The sequence below is a fragment of the Geminocystis sp. NIES-3708 genome (assembly GCF_001548095.1).
In the GTDB taxonomy this organism is placed as follows: Bacteria; Cyanobacteriota; Cyanobacteriia; order Cyanobacteriales; family Cyanobacteriaceae; genus Geminocystis.
Window position 1 is genome coordinate 3664232 of sequence record NZ_AP014815.1, and the last position, 16971, is coordinate 3681202.

The 16971-nt window shown below is 34.5% G+C and carries 16 protein-coding genes and 1 tRNA gene; 4 read left to right on the plus strand and 13 right to left on the minus strand.

Translation table 11 applies throughout. The annotated features are described in order from the left end of the window. Positions 1-18: 18 nt before the first annotated feature. The 11 genes from GM3708_RS16050 to GM3708_RS16090 all read right to left on the minus strand — a co-directional run bounded on the left by GM3708_RS16050 (position 19) and on the right by GM3708_RS16090 (position 8017). Positions 19-519: a hypothetical protein gene (locus GM3708_RS16050; protein ID WP_144439334.1), complete on the minus strand. Its 501-nt coding sequence runs from the start codon at positions 517-519 to the stop codon at positions 19-21. A gap of 666 nt (positions 520-1185) precedes the next feature. Then, complete coding sequence (locus tag GM3708_RS19505) at positions 1186-2052, minus strand: class I SAM-dependent DNA methyltransferase (protein ID WP_231932988.1); 867 nt, start codon at positions 2050-2052, stop codon at positions 1186-1188. A 2-nt stretch (positions 2053-2054) separates the two neighbouring features. Beyond that, positions 2055-2609, minus strand: coding sequence for a type I restriction-modification system subunit M N-terminal domain-containing protein (locus GM3708_RS19510; RefSeq protein ID WP_231932990.1), 555 nt, complete (start codon positions 2607-2609; stop codon positions 2055-2057). 2 nt (positions 2610-2611) lie between these two features. Continuing rightward, positions 2612-2800: a hypothetical protein gene (locus GM3708_RS19100; protein WP_197671674.1), complete on the minus strand. Its 189-nt coding sequence runs from the start codon at positions 2798-2800 to the stop codon at positions 2612-2614. A 63-nt stretch (positions 2801-2863) separates the two neighbouring features. Then, entirely contained in the window at positions 2864-3736 is an 873-nt protein-coding gene (locus GM3708_RS16060; protein WP_197671675.1) for a Fic family protein, read from the minus strand. 131 nt (positions 3737-3867) lie between these two features. Continuing rightward, entirely contained in the window at positions 3868-4479 is a 612-nt protein-coding gene (locus tag GM3708_RS16065) for a restriction endonuclease subunit S (protein ID WP_066349020.1), read from the minus strand. Further along, the gene (locus GM3708_RS16070; protein WP_066349022.1) at positions 4476-4922 is read right to left on the minus strand and encodes a PIN domain-containing protein; all 447 of its coding nucleotides are present in this window, start codon (positions 4920-4922) and stop codon (positions 4476-4478) included. The genes GM3708_RS16065 and GM3708_RS16070 overlap by 4 nt, the downstream gene beginning before the upstream one ends. Further along, positions 4910-5146 (minus strand): hypothetical protein, encoded by a 237-nt coding sequence (locus GM3708_RS16075; protein ID WP_066349025.1) that lies wholly within the window; start codon positions 5144-5146, stop codon positions 4910-4912. The genes GM3708_RS16070 and GM3708_RS16075 overlap by 13 nt, the downstream gene beginning before the upstream one ends. A gap of 13 nt (positions 5147-5159) precedes the next feature. Then, positions 5160-7532 carry a type I restriction endonuclease subunit R gene (locus tag GM3708_RS16080; protein ID WP_066349027.1) on the minus strand — a complete coding sequence of 791 codons (2373 nt, stop codon included), beginning with the start codon at positions 7530-7532 and terminating at the stop codon, positions 5160-5162. Beyond that, the gene (locus GM3708_RS16085; protein WP_144439335.1) at positions 7529-7810 is read right to left on the minus strand and encodes a hypothetical protein; all 282 of its coding nucleotides are present in this window, start codon (positions 7808-7810) and stop codon (positions 7529-7531) included. Before GM3708_RS16085 ends, GM3708_RS16080 begins: the two co-directional genes overlap by 4 nt. A 133-nt stretch (positions 7811-7943) precedes the next feature. Beyond that, positions 7944-8017 (minus strand) — tRNA-Met (locus GM3708_RS16090). Positions 8018-8168: 151 nt separating this feature from the next. Between GM3708_RS16090 and mfd the strand changes: the two genes are divergently transcribed. The 4 genes from mfd (at position 8169) to GM3708_RS16110 (ending at position 15218) form a co-directional block, all read left to right on the plus strand. Beyond that, on the plus strand, positions 8169-11741 hold the full coding sequence (gene mfd / locus GM3708_RS16095; protein ID WP_066349029.1) for a transcription-repair coupling factor: 3573 nt from the start codon (positions 8169-8171) through the stop codon (positions 11739-11741). Between the two features lie 74 nt (positions 11742-11815). Then, a complete protein-coding gene (locus GM3708_RS16100; RefSeq protein WP_066349030.1) occupies positions 11816-13054 on the plus strand; it encodes a DNA cytosine methyltransferase in 1239 nt (412 codons plus the stop codon). Positions 13055-13066: 12 nt separating this feature from the next. Next, entirely contained in the window at positions 13067-14176 is a 1110-nt protein-coding gene (locus GM3708_RS16105) for a hypothetical protein (protein WP_066349032.1), read from the plus strand. Continuing rightward, positions 14166-15218 (plus strand): DNA cytosine methyltransferase, encoded by a 1053-nt coding sequence (locus GM3708_RS16110; RefSeq protein WP_066349034.1) that lies wholly within the window; start codon positions 14166-14168, stop codon positions 15216-15218. Before GM3708_RS16105 ends, GM3708_RS16110 begins: the two co-directional genes overlap by 11 nt. 193 nt (positions 15219-15411) lie before the next feature. On the opposite strand, the gene coaBC is transcribed toward GM3708_RS16110, so the two are convergent. Together coaBC and GM3708_RS16120 are read right to left on the minus strand one after the other, a co-directional pair. Continuing rightward, positions 15412-16653 (minus strand): bifunctional phosphopantothenoylcysteine decarboxylase/phosphopantothenate--cysteine ligase CoaBC, encoded by a 1242-nt coding sequence (gene coaBC / locus GM3708_RS16115; protein WP_066349036.1) that lies wholly within the window; start codon positions 16651-16653, stop codon positions 15412-15414. After that, positions 16640-16852, minus strand: a complete 213-nt coding sequence (locus GM3708_RS16120; protein WP_066349039.1) for a DUF2555 domain-containing protein — start codon at positions 16850-16852, stop codon at positions 16640-16642. The genes coaBC and GM3708_RS16120 overlap by 14 nt, the downstream gene beginning before the upstream one ends. Between the last annotated feature and the right edge of the window lie 119 nt (positions 16853-16971).

Genomic DNA, 16971 nt, shown 5'->3' on the forward strand with positions numbered 1-16971 from the left:
CACCGATAATTCTTCATATTAGAAGCATAAATTGAAGTAGAATAGTTGCCTGTTAGCTTTTAGTTCTTGATCAAATAGTTGGTGTGCAACCTTAAAATCAATTTGTATTCCCGCATAAACACAGGCAATTCTATCTCCTTTCGTACCAATCAAGTTGATATATTCAACGAGATGAGTCTCTGGATCTCTTTGGTAAGATACCATATTGCTATTCGAATTGCGTTCTTCAAAGATCATATCTTCCATTACCCGAGTACGAGACTGAATAGGTGGTTTGTAAGCAACTGACAAACAAGACCAACAATTAATCATCTCCATATGGGGAATTAGGATTTTTCTCGGACGTGTTAGATGACAAAGAGTTTGTACATTCAGTCCACTGCGATCTAGAGTTCTGATTACATCAGGTATCTGATAGGGTGGACTAATCACTAAAAAGTAATCTCCTGGCTTTGCTAGTTCGGCAACATTCATCATGGGAATATAATGGTCTGTTGTACATTCTCGATGCAATGGCATTTGGTAAATGATTAAATCAGGCTCAACTTTCTTAATTGCGGAGATAACACTGTAGATATTTCCTTGGGATATATTCATGGACTAAACATTCAATCATAATGGTAATGTATATAGCGTTATAAAAATTATGTGTAAATTAAGTCTAAATCTCTATTTTGTAAGGTTTATGAACTAAGCCTTGCTCAATAAAGTCTTTAAAGGATTGATGGGGTGAGGGCATGGAAATCTCTATTTCTTTGCATACTCTGAAGTTGTATAAAATTTTGTAATTAGTGACAATAATATGGCGTTCAACCTGTCGAAGAATATAATCTTCGTTTGTTTTGCTCCAATTAAAGCCATACTTATAGGCTTCCTCGAAACGGAAAGTAGGGGTTAAGTGGAATTTATTCAACAGTTGTGGGGTTAAAGTCCATATCAGTCCATATATCAGTTGGGGATGTGGGTGACGATAGCATCGTTGATTGAGAATATTAAAGTCTCTCTGTAGATACTTAGTCGGGTGTTTATTATTCTTGAGTTGGTACACATGATTTGATAGTCTCCTGCGTATATTGAAAGTAGAGCCAATATAATAAACTGGATAGGGAGTATCATAAAGCCAATCGTATTCATGAGCTATAACTGGATATAAAAAATACACGCAAGGATAAATCATTGACTCAATTATTTAAGTAGGGCTAATACTTTCATTACTTCTTCTCCCTTATCTTCAATTAATTGTATCAGTTCTTCAGGGGTTTGATCGTCCTCCTCTACTTTTATATTTGGATTAACGGCTTTAAGATCATAGTTTTTTGCCTCTATTTCCTCACGGGTAACAGTCCAACTTCTCTCACTGTCTTGTCTGTCGGGGAGTAACTCTAAAAATAGAATATTGGCTTTAACTCCCCCTCCCGCCGCAGCAAATGTCCCCGCAGGAAGGCTGACAATACACCATAAATCAAAATCATTGAGTAGTTTCTTCTTGGTTTGTAAAAAGGCGGTTTCATTTGTACGAAATAATACCCCTTCATCTAAGACAACTCCGCATCTACCGTTATGATTGAGGCTATCGATGAGATGTTGTAAAAAGAGAACTTGAGTGGCACTGGTTTTATAACTAAACTTGGCTTGTACTTCTTTATGTTCTTTGGCACCAAAAGGAGGATTAGTGAGGATAACATCAAATAGTTGAGGGGCATTTTTAAACAAGTCGCCATAGACAGCACTACCTGTTAAGGTGTTACCATGCCATAGGTTAGGTTGATCGATACCGTGTAACATAAGGTTAGCTAAGGCGATCGGATAGATAAGGTTTTCTTTCTCCCTACCGTAAAAGGTTTGATGTTTGAGGGTGTCTAATTGTTCGGCAGTGATGTCATCTCCTAATTGATTGCTAATATGTTCGTAAGTTTGAGCAAGGAAGCCTCCTGTACCACTGGCTGGATCATAGACAGTTTCTCTGATTTGGGGATCAATAGCCGTGATGATCGCCCTTATGACTTCTCTAGGGGTAAAGAATTGCCCACCATCATTATTTTTCTCCCCCATTTTCAACAGTCATCCATTACTTGGGATATGGGAAAAATATGGGTATCGTCAACGTTGCGAATTTCTTGAACTTTATCTAACACATCGAGAAGGTTACGCTCACTATCAATTCTTACTTTATCAGTAGCCGAGAGAACTTCACTGACAATCTTTTGTCTAGGAGTAGCGTTGGGTTGATCTTTTAAGGCTTTGAGGGTGGGCAATAAACCAAAGGGTTTACCGTCATTGTCGTAACCGCCGTTAACGAAGTTCATAAAATCTCCTAAGTTGCCACTCATGGTTAACTCTAGCCGTTTTGTACCGTTAGGAGATGCCCAATCTTGCCAACGGTAAGGGTATTCAAGGGAGTAATGAAAGTCTAAGCCTAATGCTTCCATGCCTTCGGCTTCTTGTCGTTCGATGTCGTCAAGAATACGCAAAAATAACAACCATGTTAATTCGGGAACGTATTGTAAGGCACTGGTACAGTTCGATCTCCTCATGATGTCACAGATACCTTTAATATAGCTGTTGAGGCTTTGTTGGGTGTTAAATTGTTTGATGTTGTTTTTGGTCATAATTAAAATAATGCTAAATAGGGATCATAACGATAACGGCGATTACGCTGATAACCTGTAATTTCTTTAAATAATCCCAATTGAATGAAATGATCTACTGTTTTTTTAGCGGTGTTATAGCTAGAATTGAGATGAGTTTGTACAAGATTAATATTGACAATAGGTTGTGTAAATAATAAATCTAATAGCATATAGACTATTGTTACTACCCCCAGATTGTTAACTAATTAACTGACGATGTTTTTGTTGTAATTTCAAAATATTTTGAGCGGTATTTGTGCTGTTTGACTTACTTCATAAACTCCTTGTAAAAAGAATTTTAACCATCCTTCCCAGTCTCCATTTGTCCGTATGTTCATTAATACATCATAATATTCTTGTCTGTGGGCTTTTAAGTAATAACTCAAATACAATAAGGGTCTTTGTAATATACCTTTCTGACAAAGTAGAAATGTAATTAATAGTCGCCCAACTCTACCGTTACCATCTAAAAAAGGGTGTATTGTCTCAAATTGATCGTGTATGAGTCCACATTGAATCAACACTGGTAAATTCTTATTGTAGTGTATAAATTTTTCTAAATTATCTAGGGCTTGTTGCATCTGTGCCACTGGAGGTGGTATAAATGAAGCAGTTTTAAGATTACAACCTTCATGACCAATCCAATTTTGACTTTTTCTAAATTCCCCTAGACTGCGATCGCTTCCTCTAACTCCATCAAGTAATTTTTGATGAATTTCTCTAATTAGACGTAAGCATAAAGGTAATTCATTAAGACGCTGTAAACCATAATTCATCGCATTTATATAGTTAACAACTTCCTGAACATCTTTAGGGTGTTCATTACCTTGCTCGTCTATTTCAAACTCCAATACATCTTCTAAGGTGCTTTGTGTGCCTTCTATTTGAGAACTCAAAACGGCTTCCTGTCTTACATACATCGCTACAAATAAATCAGGATTGGGTAATACTGACGTTGCACCATCTAATCTGCCCAAAGAACGATCGGCAGAAGATAATAAATTTACTAACTCATTATCCATTTCAATAGGAGGATTCGGAGGTAAATTGGCGGGAATAAAAGCCTTATAGCCTTCTAGTTGTTCTTGATAATAACCTGCACGCATTTAAGTCAAATATAAAGTTTATTGTTTTATTTCATGAAATTGAAATAAGGATTGATTTTATTTTTCTTATTTCAGTAAAAGGTCATTTTATGAAATAAGGCTTTTTGTTAATATAACAAACTATTGTTCTATTACAGTTCTCCATTAAAGGCACGTCTTAACAAAGCAGAAGGTAGTTGATTTATTGCTTCTAATTGAGCTTCTGCTGTTTTCCTTGCGTTTTCTACTGTTGACATTTGCTCATTCAAAATCGATGCAATGCGTTTTTGTTCATCTATTGGCGGTAAAGGGATTTCTAATTTTAGTAAATCAGAAATACTTGCTCTAGGCATCCTAGAACCTGTTTTACCCTGCATCGCTCTTTCTACAGTCTCTTTTCTCCTGAAAATCCACCCCAAAAATACTCTATCTATACCATCTTTGGGAATAAAAGGGATTAACTCAGTGGTATATCTACCAGAAAAATTAGGTATAGCGACTTTATTTAGATAAGGACGTAATTTGCCATATAGAACGTGAGATGTATTAAAAGCATAAGTTGAGCTAATTCCTTTATCTTCTGAGGATTCGGAAGGTGTTTTAAGTATCTTACCTGTTTGACTCTCAATGTGTTCTAAACTGATATAAGTTAAAGATGCCCATAAGTTTGTTTTAGGCTCAATAATTTGTTTATCTTCTTGGCAAATATCGCCTAATTTAACCCATTGCCAACCATCAGGTAAATGGTGCTTATTTTTAGTCATTTATTCAGTAAATCTTCCAAAATAATAACGTTAATATCAGGTAACAAATTTAACTGTTTATCATTAGTTAAAAAATCGGAACAATTATTTAAAATTGCGGTAGCCCCATGAATAGAATCAGGTAACTTAATTTTCGTTTTGCTTCTTATCTTTGCTGACTCTATTAGGATTTTTCTATCAATGTTTATTACCTCTAAACTAGAAGAATTTTGAATCATATCTTGATAAATATTTTGTAGATTAATATTTTTATCTATCATTGGTTTAACCAAAACTTCTGACAGGCTCAACTCACTGGTAATAGCTTGTAAAAGACCATATTCTAAATAATTAAATAACAAGTCTAAATGTTCTAAATATTCTTCATAGCCTTCAACAGCATAAATAAAAATATTAGTATCTAAATAAATTTTTTTACCTTTAATAACTTCTAATAATCCCACTTATCACGCTCCTGACGAATAAAATTATCAGCATCTTTAGGAGTTAGATAACAACCTTTACCAATACCAATAAATCTACTTAAAGAACCTTTTTTTTCAGAAAAATCTATCATTTTTTGTTGATTATTTTTAATTGAATTAGCTAAAAAGACCATCAATTCTAGCTTTTCATTAACATTCATTTCTTGAATTTGATCAAGTAAAGTAGGTGAAATGTTACTCATCGTTTTTAACTCCTTATGCAGCAAATAACTTCATTTTAGTATCTAATAATATCTGTTTAGGATCGCCAAACTCTTTTAACGCATTGATTCCCCCTGCCTTTTTCACCATTGGTAACTGAAATAATTTAGGGTTTTCTAGCTCCTCCGTTCCATTTTGAGCAAATTGAGCCGTAATGGCTTTTATAGTCTTTCCTGTGGCTTTTGGCATCATTTCTAACCATTTTTCTTGCTTATACTCAAAGGCTTCTGCCCGTTGTTTTCGGGTGCGTAACTGAATACCATAACCCAATTCCCCTAAAATATCAAATAAATCATAGTCTTCCAACTCCGACACCGCTCTTAATACTAGAGGCGATCGCCCCCCATCGGGTAAAATACTCATTAACTGATTACGGGTATTAGGCTTAATCCAAATCTCCCGAAATAGAGTAATATTCGACACCTCCTCCATTAACCGTTTCCCTAACCTTTCTCGGTATTCCTCCACACTCACAGGAATCGTCTCACCATTTACCATCGTTAAAATAGACTTTTGCCCTGCACTAATGCGTACATCAAAACCTTCCACCGTAATAATTTTCTGAGATTCCACATTATAACTACCGCCCTTCTCCTTAACTTTATTGCCTGTCTTGTCATCCTTACGGGGAGATAACTTAGTCAAAAACTCCACCCCAAATAAACGAGTAGCATTGGTATAGTCATAAACCCGAAACATCAACTTACCCGAAGGAGGATGTAACCTTGTACCCCTACCAATCATCTGATAAAAAGTGAGGGGCGATCGCATATAACGGAAAAAAGCAATATTTTCCAACGGAGGCACATCCACCCCAGTAGTCAACAAATCCACCGTAGTAGCGATAAAATGACTTCTCGAAGACTCCTTCAAATCTGGTAAATAATCATTACCCGAACCCTTTGCTGTGCATTTAAAAGCATAATCAGGCAAAGGCTGACGGTTATTTTGACCACACCAATCCACATAAATATTATTCATGGTAATAGCCACCTCATCAGCGTGTTTATCACTGACACAGAAGATCACAGTTTTTTGCTCAGGTTTGCCCCTTTGTACTAAAGCCGAGAATAAGTCTTGACACATGACTAAAACCCTGTCAGGAAGCTCAATGCGACGCTCATAGCTAGTACACTCATAACGCTCTCGAATCTCCTCCTCCGTGACGGGTTGCCCTGTAATACTATCTACTGGATTCCGTGCCAAAATCTCCTCAATAGTGATACCCGTATGATCTAAATTGATATTACGAGGGTGAATAGAACAAACCGCTAAATAACCATCCTCAATACCTTGCCCAATATCATACTCATAAACAGGCTCACCAAAATAACGTAAATTATCCGCCGTAATCTGTAAATCTTCCCTCACTTCGGGAGTGTCTTCGGTAGTCTCTAACTTGCGAGGAGTGGCAGTTAAACCAATTTGCACCGCATCAGGATTACGAGTTAAAACTAATGACCATTTACCCCACGCCGATCGATGACACTCATCTATGATGATATGACTGAAGTAGTTTTCAGGATAGTTATTAACTAAGAAATTACCTGTATCCTCATTACTATCCACATCTAAGGTTTGATAGGTAGTCACTAAAATCCGTGCATTTTTCTGAGGATTCTTACCCGAAACCACCGCCACATCATCCCCAAAAATACCCTTTAACGCCCCACTAGCTTGATCTCTTAATTCAGTGCGATCGCAAATAAATAAAGCCCGTCTTAACAACCCAGCATCGGCTATACGACAGAGAATTTGAGTCGCAATATAGGTTTTTCCAGCACCAGTAGCCAAACTCAATAAAGCCCTTAAAGCCTCATTACCCTCATAACAAGAAGCAATCTTCTCAAATACCGCTCGAATCGCCGCATCCTGATAATATCGCCTTGACGCTTCCCCTCCACGATAGGGAGTTAATAACGGTTTCGCTATTTCCGCATCTAACTTAAAACCCTTGTGTTGTTCATACCTAGCCTGTAAATCTTGAGGAGTGGGAAACTGACTCAACGGTTTAGGCTTACTGGTTTTCCCTGTAAAAGCATCATACTCCACAAATAAATGACCATTAGAACTATAAACAAAAGGCACATTCGACAACTTGCCATAACGTTTCACCTGTTCTAAACCTTGATTGGGTGGTGCATATTCCGCTTTAGCTTCGATAATTGCCACTGCTACGGGTTGAGTTGTTTCTGATAATCTTAACCTTAAAATATAGTCCACCCTACCCTTACCCAATTTACGGGGCTGATCATCAATAAGAACGATACTCCCCGCCGTTTCTTCCCTACGAATATGATCTTCCGTCCACCCCCTTCGATGTAAACTCGGATCAATTAATTTCGCTCTAGTTTCTGCTTCATTCATTTCCTTGTCAACAAAGGTTTTTTTTTAGGAGTTAAAACGAGGGATAAACCTTCAATCAGTCTTTGATTAACATTCTCCGTCCATAACAGAAGAACACTCTCACCCCTTGATAAAGCCTGAGTAATTTCAATGGGAGAAAGATGTTTGAGAGTAAAACCCTTTTCGGGATCTGGACACAGAGTATATTTGAGAGGGGAAAAATCCAGAGGATCTTTCATAAATTCTTCATGACGCTCTTTAAATTCACTTAATATCTGACAACAAATTTGAAAGTCCAATCCCAAAAATCCTATAAATGCGTTAAAATTTGACTGTGAACAAACTGTGAACAAAACCAGCCAACTGTACATTATGTAAAGATTTTAAGGGTTTTCTTAAACCCTGAGAGTGGGATTTAATGACCCCTGAAAATGGCTCGAGGCAGATTTGAACTGCCGACCTTGGGCTTATGAGTCCCCTGCTCTAACCTACTGAGCTACCGAGCCTTCTTTATACACAATCAACCATTATAAACTATTACTGTTAATTTTTCAAGTTTTTTTAATCTTCAGTGTTAAAATAATCTATAGTTGCAATTTAGTTAAGCTAGATAATAAAGTTTATAATTTGCTTTCGTGTTTTTATCAATGCTAATTCATGCTCAACTCTGTAATTCGCTCGATCGCTAAATCTCCTCTAACAACAGAATTAATTCATAAACTCAATACCAGTAAAACTCTTCAGTTAGAAGGAGTCACGAGATTACCTAAAGGTTTAGTTACTTCTGCCATTATTCAAGAAGAAAAGAAGAATTTACTTGTAATCTGTGCGACCATTGAAGAAGCATCTCGTTGGATGGCAAATATTGAAGTTATGGGTTGGAAACAAGTTTTTTTCTATCCAACTTCTGAAGCAACTCCTTATGAGTCTTTAAACAGTGAATCAGAGATGATTTGGGGACAGATGCAGACTCTTTCAAACCTAATCAATCAAGATGTTACACATTTACCTTTAGCGGTTGTCACCACAGAAAAAGCCTTACAACCTCATTTACCTCCTCCATCTGTTTTTGCGGACTATTGCTTAAATTTATGCAAGGGCATGACTTTGAGTAATAGAAACGAGACAAAAGACTTAAGCCCATTGTTGCCAAAAATTGATCTAACTTTAGCCAGGATGGGTTATGAGCGGGTTAATCTCGTAGAAATCGAAGGACAATGGAGCAAACGAGGGGATTTAATCGATATTTTCCCTGTTTCGGCAGAATTACCCGTGAGATTAGAGTTTTTTGGAGATGAATTAGAATCTATCAGAGAATTTGATCCCGTTTCTCAACGAAGTTTAGATAAAATTGATCAGTTAAGTTTAACTCCCACAAATTGGCAACACATAATTAGTCATAATCTATCCAGCATAGAAATTATCAAACCATATATTTCGACTTTAGAGCTAGAGAATTTGGAAAATGGCATTTATCCTGAAGCCATGACTCGCTTTTTAGGATTAGCTTTTAATGGTGAAAATAGTCAAGTTGCCTCGATTTTAGACTATTTCCCTGAAAATACGATAGTTGCCATCGATGAAATAGAGCAATGTCAAGCTCATAGTCGTATCTGGGTAGAACAAGCGGAGGAAAAATGGCAATTAATAAATGAATTAATGATTTCTAAACCCCCTTATCAAGAGGGTAGTAAAGAAGTTTTCAATGTTGAGGATATGGAAACTATTCCGAAAATTCATCGAGATTTTAGTAAGTCTTTAAAGTTGATTAAATATCCTCAAATTCGTCTTTCAGAAATAGCATTAGAAATTCACGATAACGAAATACCTACTATTAATTTATCTTCTCGCCCTTTACCTATTTCTCCTCATCAATTTGCAAAATTAGCTAAAATTTTAAGAGGGAAAAAAGAAGCATATAATTCTATTGATTTGAGTAAGTATAATAAATGGTTAATTTCTGCTCAACCTTCTCGTAGTGTTGCCCTTTTACAGGAGCATGATTGCCCCGCTCAATTTATCGCTAATCCTATTGATTTTGGTATTATTGAAAAACTCCATCGTCAAAATATTTCTACCGCTTTAAAATATTCAGGACAAGCAGAATTAGAAGGATTTATTTTACCTACTTTTCGCATCGCTATTGTTACAGATAGAGAGTTTTTTGGACAACATAATTTAGCCAGTCCTACCTATATTAGAAAACGTCGTCAGGCGGCATCAAAACAAGTAGATGTAAATAAACTTAGACCCAAAGATTTTATTGTTCATAAATATCATGGAGTAGGACAGTTTTTAGAGTTAGAGATTTATGAAAATAGAGAATATTTAGTAATTAAATATAGTGATGGTTTATTAAGAGTTCCCGCTGACAGTTTAGAGTTAGTTTCTCGCTATAGACATACAGGAGAAGCCCCCCCCAAGTTAAATAAAATGTCTGGAAGAGAGTGGGAAAATGTCAAAAATAAAGTTAAGAAATCTATTAAAAAATTAGCGGTTGATTTAGTTAAATTATATGCAACTAGAGCAGAATTAAAAGGCAATTGTTGCCCTGAAGATACTCCCTGGCAATTAGAATTAGAAGATTCTTTTCCTTATCAACCAACTCCCGATCAATTAAAGGCAATTCAAGATGTAAAAAGGGATTTAGAAAGTGATCGTCCTATGGATAGATTAGTCTGTGGTGACGTGGGCTTTGGTAAAACTGAAGTAGCAATTAGGGCAATTTTCAAAGCTGTTACTGCGGCTAATAAACAAGTAGTTTTTATTGCTCCTACAACTATTTTATCTCAACAACATTATCATACTCTAGTCGAGAGATTCTCCCCTTATCCCATTAATATTGGCTTATTAAATCGCTTTCGCACTGAGTCTGAAAGAAGAGAAATTATCCAAAAATTAGCAACGGGAGAATTAGATATTGTTGTTGGCACTCAGTTAGTTTTAAGTAATAAAATTAAATATAAAAATTTGGGTTTATTAGTAGTGGACGAAGAACAAAGATTTGGGGTTAACCAAAAAGAAAAAATCAAAGCCATGAAAGCATCTATTGACGTTTTAACCCTTAGTGCAACTCCTATTCCTCGTACTCTTTATATGTCCATTTCTGGAGTAAGAGAAATGAGTTTAATTACTACTCCTCCTCCTAGTCGTCGCCCTATCAAAACTCATATTTTGCCTTTTAATGGGGAGGTAATTCGTACGGCAATTCGGAATGAACTTGATCGAGGTGGACAGATTTTCTATGTTTTACCACGTATTGAGGGTATGGAAAAAGTAATTGAGATGCTTCAGTCTATGATACCTAGTTTAAGAATAGCCATTGCCCATGGACAAATGCAACAAGGTGAATTAGAGGCGACAATGTTAGGATTTAATAACGGTGATGCAGATTTACTAGTATGCACAACTATTATTGAGTCAGGATTAGATATTCCGAGGGTTAACACAATAATTGTCGAAGATTCCCAAAAATTCGGGTTAGCTCAACTTTATCAGCTTAGAGGAAGAGTAGGACGTTCGGGCATACAGGCTCATGCTTGGTTATTGTATCCTAATAACGAAACTTTATCAGATGTGGCTCGAAAAAGATTACGGGCATTGCAGGAATTTTCGCAACTGGGATCAGGTTATCATTTAGCTATGCGTGATATGGAAATTCGGGGGGTTGGTAGCTTATTAGGTGCAGAGCAATCAGGACAAATGGAAGCTATCGGCTTTGAAATGTACACTGAAATGTTGAAAGAGGCAATCAATGAAATTCAAGGGCAAGAAATTCCCCAAGTAGAAGATACTCAAATTGATTTACCTCTGACGGCGTTAATTCCTAATCGTTATATTTCTGATTTAGAACAAAAAATGGATGCTTACCGTGCGATCGCAACTGTATCTAGTCATAAAGAAATCAAGCAAATTGAGGCAGATTGGCGAGATAGATATGGAGATATTCCCGAACCAACACAACAATTATTACAAGTAGCAGAGTTAAAACAGAAAGCGAAATCTATCGGCTTTTCACGGATAAAACCAGAAGGTAAACAAAATATTATTCTTGAAACACCCATGCAAGAACCAGCATGGTTATTATTAAATGAAAAATTACCCTCTCATTTGCGTAGTCGTTTTGTCTATGGCAAAAATAAGGTGATTGTTAGGGGTTTAGGTGCAATGAAAGCCAGTCAACAATTAGATAGTTTAAATAGTTGGTTTACTTATTTAGTCAGTGAGTAATGACGCAGTACCTTGAAATTAAAACCCTTTATCTTTAAAGTGAAATAACAGTTTAATTCTCCTCAGTATAATTAATGAAAAGACCGATCGCGATCGACTTATTTTCTGGATGTGGTGGAATGTCTTTAGGTTTAGAAGCCTCTGGATTTGATGTAGCCGTAGCCGTAGAATTTGATGCAATTCATGCTTTAATTCATCATCTTAATTTTCCCTACACCACTACTATTTGTCAAGATATAAACAATTTAAAAACTAATTATTTAAAGGATATTCTTAAACAAAAAGGAATTGATAATGATATTGATTTAATTGCAGGTGGACCACCCTGTCAAGGTTTTTCTTTAATGGGAAAAAGACAACTAGATGATCCTCGTAATTCTCTAGTTTTTGAATATTTTAGAGTCATAAAAGACTTAAAACCGAAATATTTTATCTTTGAAAATGTACCTGGTATTGCTGTTGGTAGTCATAAACAATTTTTAGCAGAATTAATTACAGAATTTGAGAATATCGGTTATCACATCGCTAAACCTGTTAAAATTCTCGATGCTAGTCTTTTTGGTGCGCCTCAAAAACGAAAACGTTTAATTCTCATGGGTAGTCGTCATGATGTCAAACCTGTTAGTTATCCCTTAGAAACTCAAGAATTTAATAATGTAGAAAGTGCGATCGCTGATTTAAGCTCAATTCCAGCATTTATCGGTGAAAATAAAGGTATAAATTCAAAAAAACTCGATTATTCAGGATTTAAGCGTAGTTTTGCCTTAAATTCTCAAGGCATCTATCAATTATGTCATCATCGACAGCGAGATAATTTTATCTACAATCATGTAGGTTCAAATCACACAGAAAAATCCATCGAGCGTTTTCAAGCAACACCTCAAGGGGAGGTAGAAAAAACCAGTCGCTTTTTGAAACTTTCACCCACAGGATTATGTAATACGTTAAGGGCTGGAACTGCTAGAGATAAAGGTGCATATACTGCCGCCCGTCCTATTCACTACAATCAACCAAGATGTATTACAGTAAGAGAAGCCGCTCGATTGCATACATTTCCTGATTGGTTTTTATTTCATGAGACAATTTGGCATGGTTTTCGAGAAATTGGTAACGCTGTAATTCCTATATTAGCTAAAGCCATTGGAGACGAAATAATTAAAGTTTTAGAAGTAGATATTAGCGAATTAGAAATAAAAAAATTAGAAAAAATAGATTTAGAATTTATGGCATATAATATGGATAAAGCATCAAATTACTGGAATATTACTAATGATATAATTCCGAAAAGAAAACTTAATATTTTAAATAAATAATACAAAAAATAAATGAATTATAAAGAGTGGTTAATATATATTTATGATGAAGCAAGAAAAGGACATTCTTACATCTCAAAAATAGATATAAATTTGTTAGAAAATATTAAAATTATTTCTGAAAAATGTTTTACTCAAAAAGGTGTTTATACAGTTTTCGTGACTTTATCTATTTACAAGATTTTACATCCAGAACAAGATATTAGAAATCATCAAACACAAATTGAAAATGGTTTTTCTGGTAGAACAATTGATACACAATATATAACCCCAACTTTGAAAGAATTAGGTTTACCTTCAATGGCAGAAAGTGGTTGGCTTACTCTTTCATTAGAGCAACCTTATCCTTATACTTTAAATTATGAGGGTAAAATAGGGAATAAAGAAGTTAAAAAGGCATTTTTAGAGTTAATTGATGCCATAGAAGTTCAAAAAATTCATCCCAAATATATATTGGTAGAATTGTTCAAACAAATAATCAATATACAGAAACAAAATCAAGTTATTATTAAACCATTAAATAACCCTGAGAAATTAACTATTTCTAAAATAATAGACATATTAAATAAACAATTCTCATTTAATTATAATGTTTTTGGAGGTTCTAAATTACCAGTATTAGCTTTTTATGCTATTTATCAAATACTTGTAGATGAAATTGCTAGATATAATAATTGTCAATTAAAATCATTAGGAAGTCATACAGCTTCTGATCAAAGTTCAAAAAGTGCAGGAGATATTGAAATTATTAAACTCGAAAAATTATTTGAGGTTTTAGAAATTAAATTAGATAAAATAATTGATAGTAATATTCTTAGAATTGCTCAGGAAAAAATTATTAAACATAATCCAGAAAGATATTATATATTATCTTATGCAGATGTAAAAAAAGATGAAATTGATATTATAAATGATATTATATATCAAGTAAAAAATAATCATGGTTGTCAAATTGTTGTTAACGGAGTGATTCCTTCATTAAAATATTATTTGAGGTTAATTTCTAGTTTAGAAATATTTATAAATATTTATTCTCAATTAATAGAAAATGAACTTGAACTACAAGCAATACATAAAAATAAATGGAATGAACTTATGGAGGAATTAGAAAATGACTTATAAATTTATTGATTTATTTGCAGGAATTGGAGGATTTAGATTAGGTTTTGAAAAAGTGGGTTTTCAATGTGTATTTAGTTCTGAAATTGATGCCCACGCTAGAGAAATATATTTTGATAACTTCGGAGAATTACCTTTTGGGGATATACGAGAAATAAGCATAAAAACTATTCCTAATTTTGACATTTTACTTGCTGGTTTTCCTTGTCAACCTTTTAGTATTGCAGGAGAAAAAAAGGGTTTTAATGATATTAGAGGAACATTATTTTTTGATATTGCTAAAATACTAGAATATCATCAACCAAAAGTGGTAGTTTTAGAAAATGTTAAGCATTTTAAAAATCATGATCATGGTAAGACTTTAAATACTATTTTAATAACATTAAATAAACTGGGTTATACAACCAATTGGGCTTTATTAAATGCCATTGATTTTGGTGTACCTCAAAACAGAGAACGCACTATAATCATAGGTTATTTAGGAGATATTGAATTTGATTTTAATAAATTAAAGAAAGTTAATCATAAAAAATTAAAAGATGTTTTAGAAGATAATAGTGAAGAATTTGAGTATTTAAAAGAAAATGAATATACCTTAATTGAAAATCCTAAACAACAAATGTCAGGGCTAATTTTTGCAGGTTATCGCAATAAGAATATCAGAGTTAATGGTACTCGTCCAGATACCCAACATTTATCAAGAGTACATAAACAACCAAACAGAATTTACTCATCACAAGGCAGTCATCCCACATTATCTTCTCAAGAATCAGCTGGGAGATATTATCTTTTACATAATGGAAAAGTAAGAAAATTAACTTTGAAAGAATGTTATCGTTTAATGGGTTTTTCGGATGATTTTAAATTAATTGGTAGTAAAGGAAAGCTTTATAATCGAGTGGGAAATTCTATTGTTATTCCAATGGTTGAAGAAATAGCTAAACAAGTAAAAGAACAATTATTTAATAAAGATTATGCTCTACAATATTCATTAAAACCAAAGCAAATGTCTTTGTTAGATTTAGCCTTATTATGTAGTTATTAAACCAATATATTTAAATAAAAATCAATTTATTATAGTTGAGGATTCGATACCGATTTTAGATAGAATGAATGTAGATAAAATTAGTATAGTTAATTAAAATAACACTGAGACAGTTAGAAAAAATATTCAGGATGAATAATGCTCACAAATCAAGGTTTTTGAGAATTTTTAATATTATTAAACTGTTTCATTCTTATTCAAAATGACTATAACTATGAAAAATAATATGATGGGCTAAAGTTAGTTTTGTACAAGGTTGAATCGCAATTTCTTTTCCCTTAGCAGTAATCACTATAGCTTCGTTAGTATCACTAGCAAAACCTGCATTATCTTTGTCTATCGGATTAGCTACGATCGCATCTAATTTTTTCCGTATTAGTTTTTCCTTAGCAGGGGTAATAATATCTCCAGTTTGGGCGGCAAATCCGATTATTTTTTGAGATGGTTGCTTAATTTCCCCTAATTTAGCCACAATATCATTGACTGGCTCTAATTCCAGCATTGATGGTAAAGATTGCTTACTTAATTTAGTGGAAGAATATTGACGTGGTTTTACGTCTGCCACTGCTGCCGCCATAAAAATTATATCTGCCAAAGGAAAATTACTTCTCATGGCTGATTCCATTTCTTGGGCTGTGGTAACAGTTATTATTTGAATTGGAGGTAATAAATTCAACCATTCGGGGTTAATATTTCCAGCCACAAGAGTAACAGTTGCACCTCGATAATAACAAGCGTTAGCTAAAGCTATTCCCATTTTACCAGTGGCAGGGTTGCCAATAAAGCGTACGGGATCAAGATATTCTCTGGTATTTCCTCCACTTATTAACACTTTTTTACCGATTAAATCTCGTTTACCTTCCGTATTTATAATCGATTCTATCGCCGTTAAAATTTCTTTGCCTTCTGCCATTCTACCTTTGCCGATGCGATCGCAAGCAAGTAAACCAGTGTTAGTATGTAAAAGATGGTAACGACTGTCTTGAGATAATTTTTGCCAGTTATCTTGTACGGATTTTTGTAACCACATTTCCGTATTCATAGCAGGGGCGACAATGATAGGACAGGTTGAAGCTAAAACAGTGTTAGTAAGAAGATTATCAGCTAAACCATGAACTAATTTCCCTAAAGTATTAGCTGTTAAAGGTGCAATGACCATTATATCAGCCCATTCTCCTAAAGTAATATGTAAAGGACGAGAATGAATAGGTTGCCAAAAATTTTGATCTGTATGAGCAGGTTTTCGAGCTAAGGTAGATAAAGTTAAAGGTGTAATAAATTTTTGTGCGGATTCAGTGAGGATAACTTCTATATTTGCACCCTCTTGAAATAGTTGGGAAATGACTTCACACACTTTATAAGCGGCAATGCCTCCCCCAATACAAATTAAGATATTTTTATCTTTAAATGGTAGGATGGGATTATGACTCGTCATAAGCCTCAATATCAAGTAGATAAAAGTATGGTTCAACTAAGTCTTGACGGTGAAATGCGATCGCTCTTAATAAATGCCAGTCTTGTAAACCTTCAAAAGGCGTACTATAATCATCTAATTCTAATCGAGCCGCAATTTCCGCAACTTGTTCTGCGGTGAATGTGCTATAGTCTTCTTCTTTTAATGTTAAAGTTGTCATGGCTTTACCTCCCCATTGTTGTCAGAGAAACTTAATTTTTTACCCCAGTCTTATTCTAACTCTATTGTCATCTTTAATTGTTAATAAATATAACATTGTACTTATCATTAGCTCTTAAC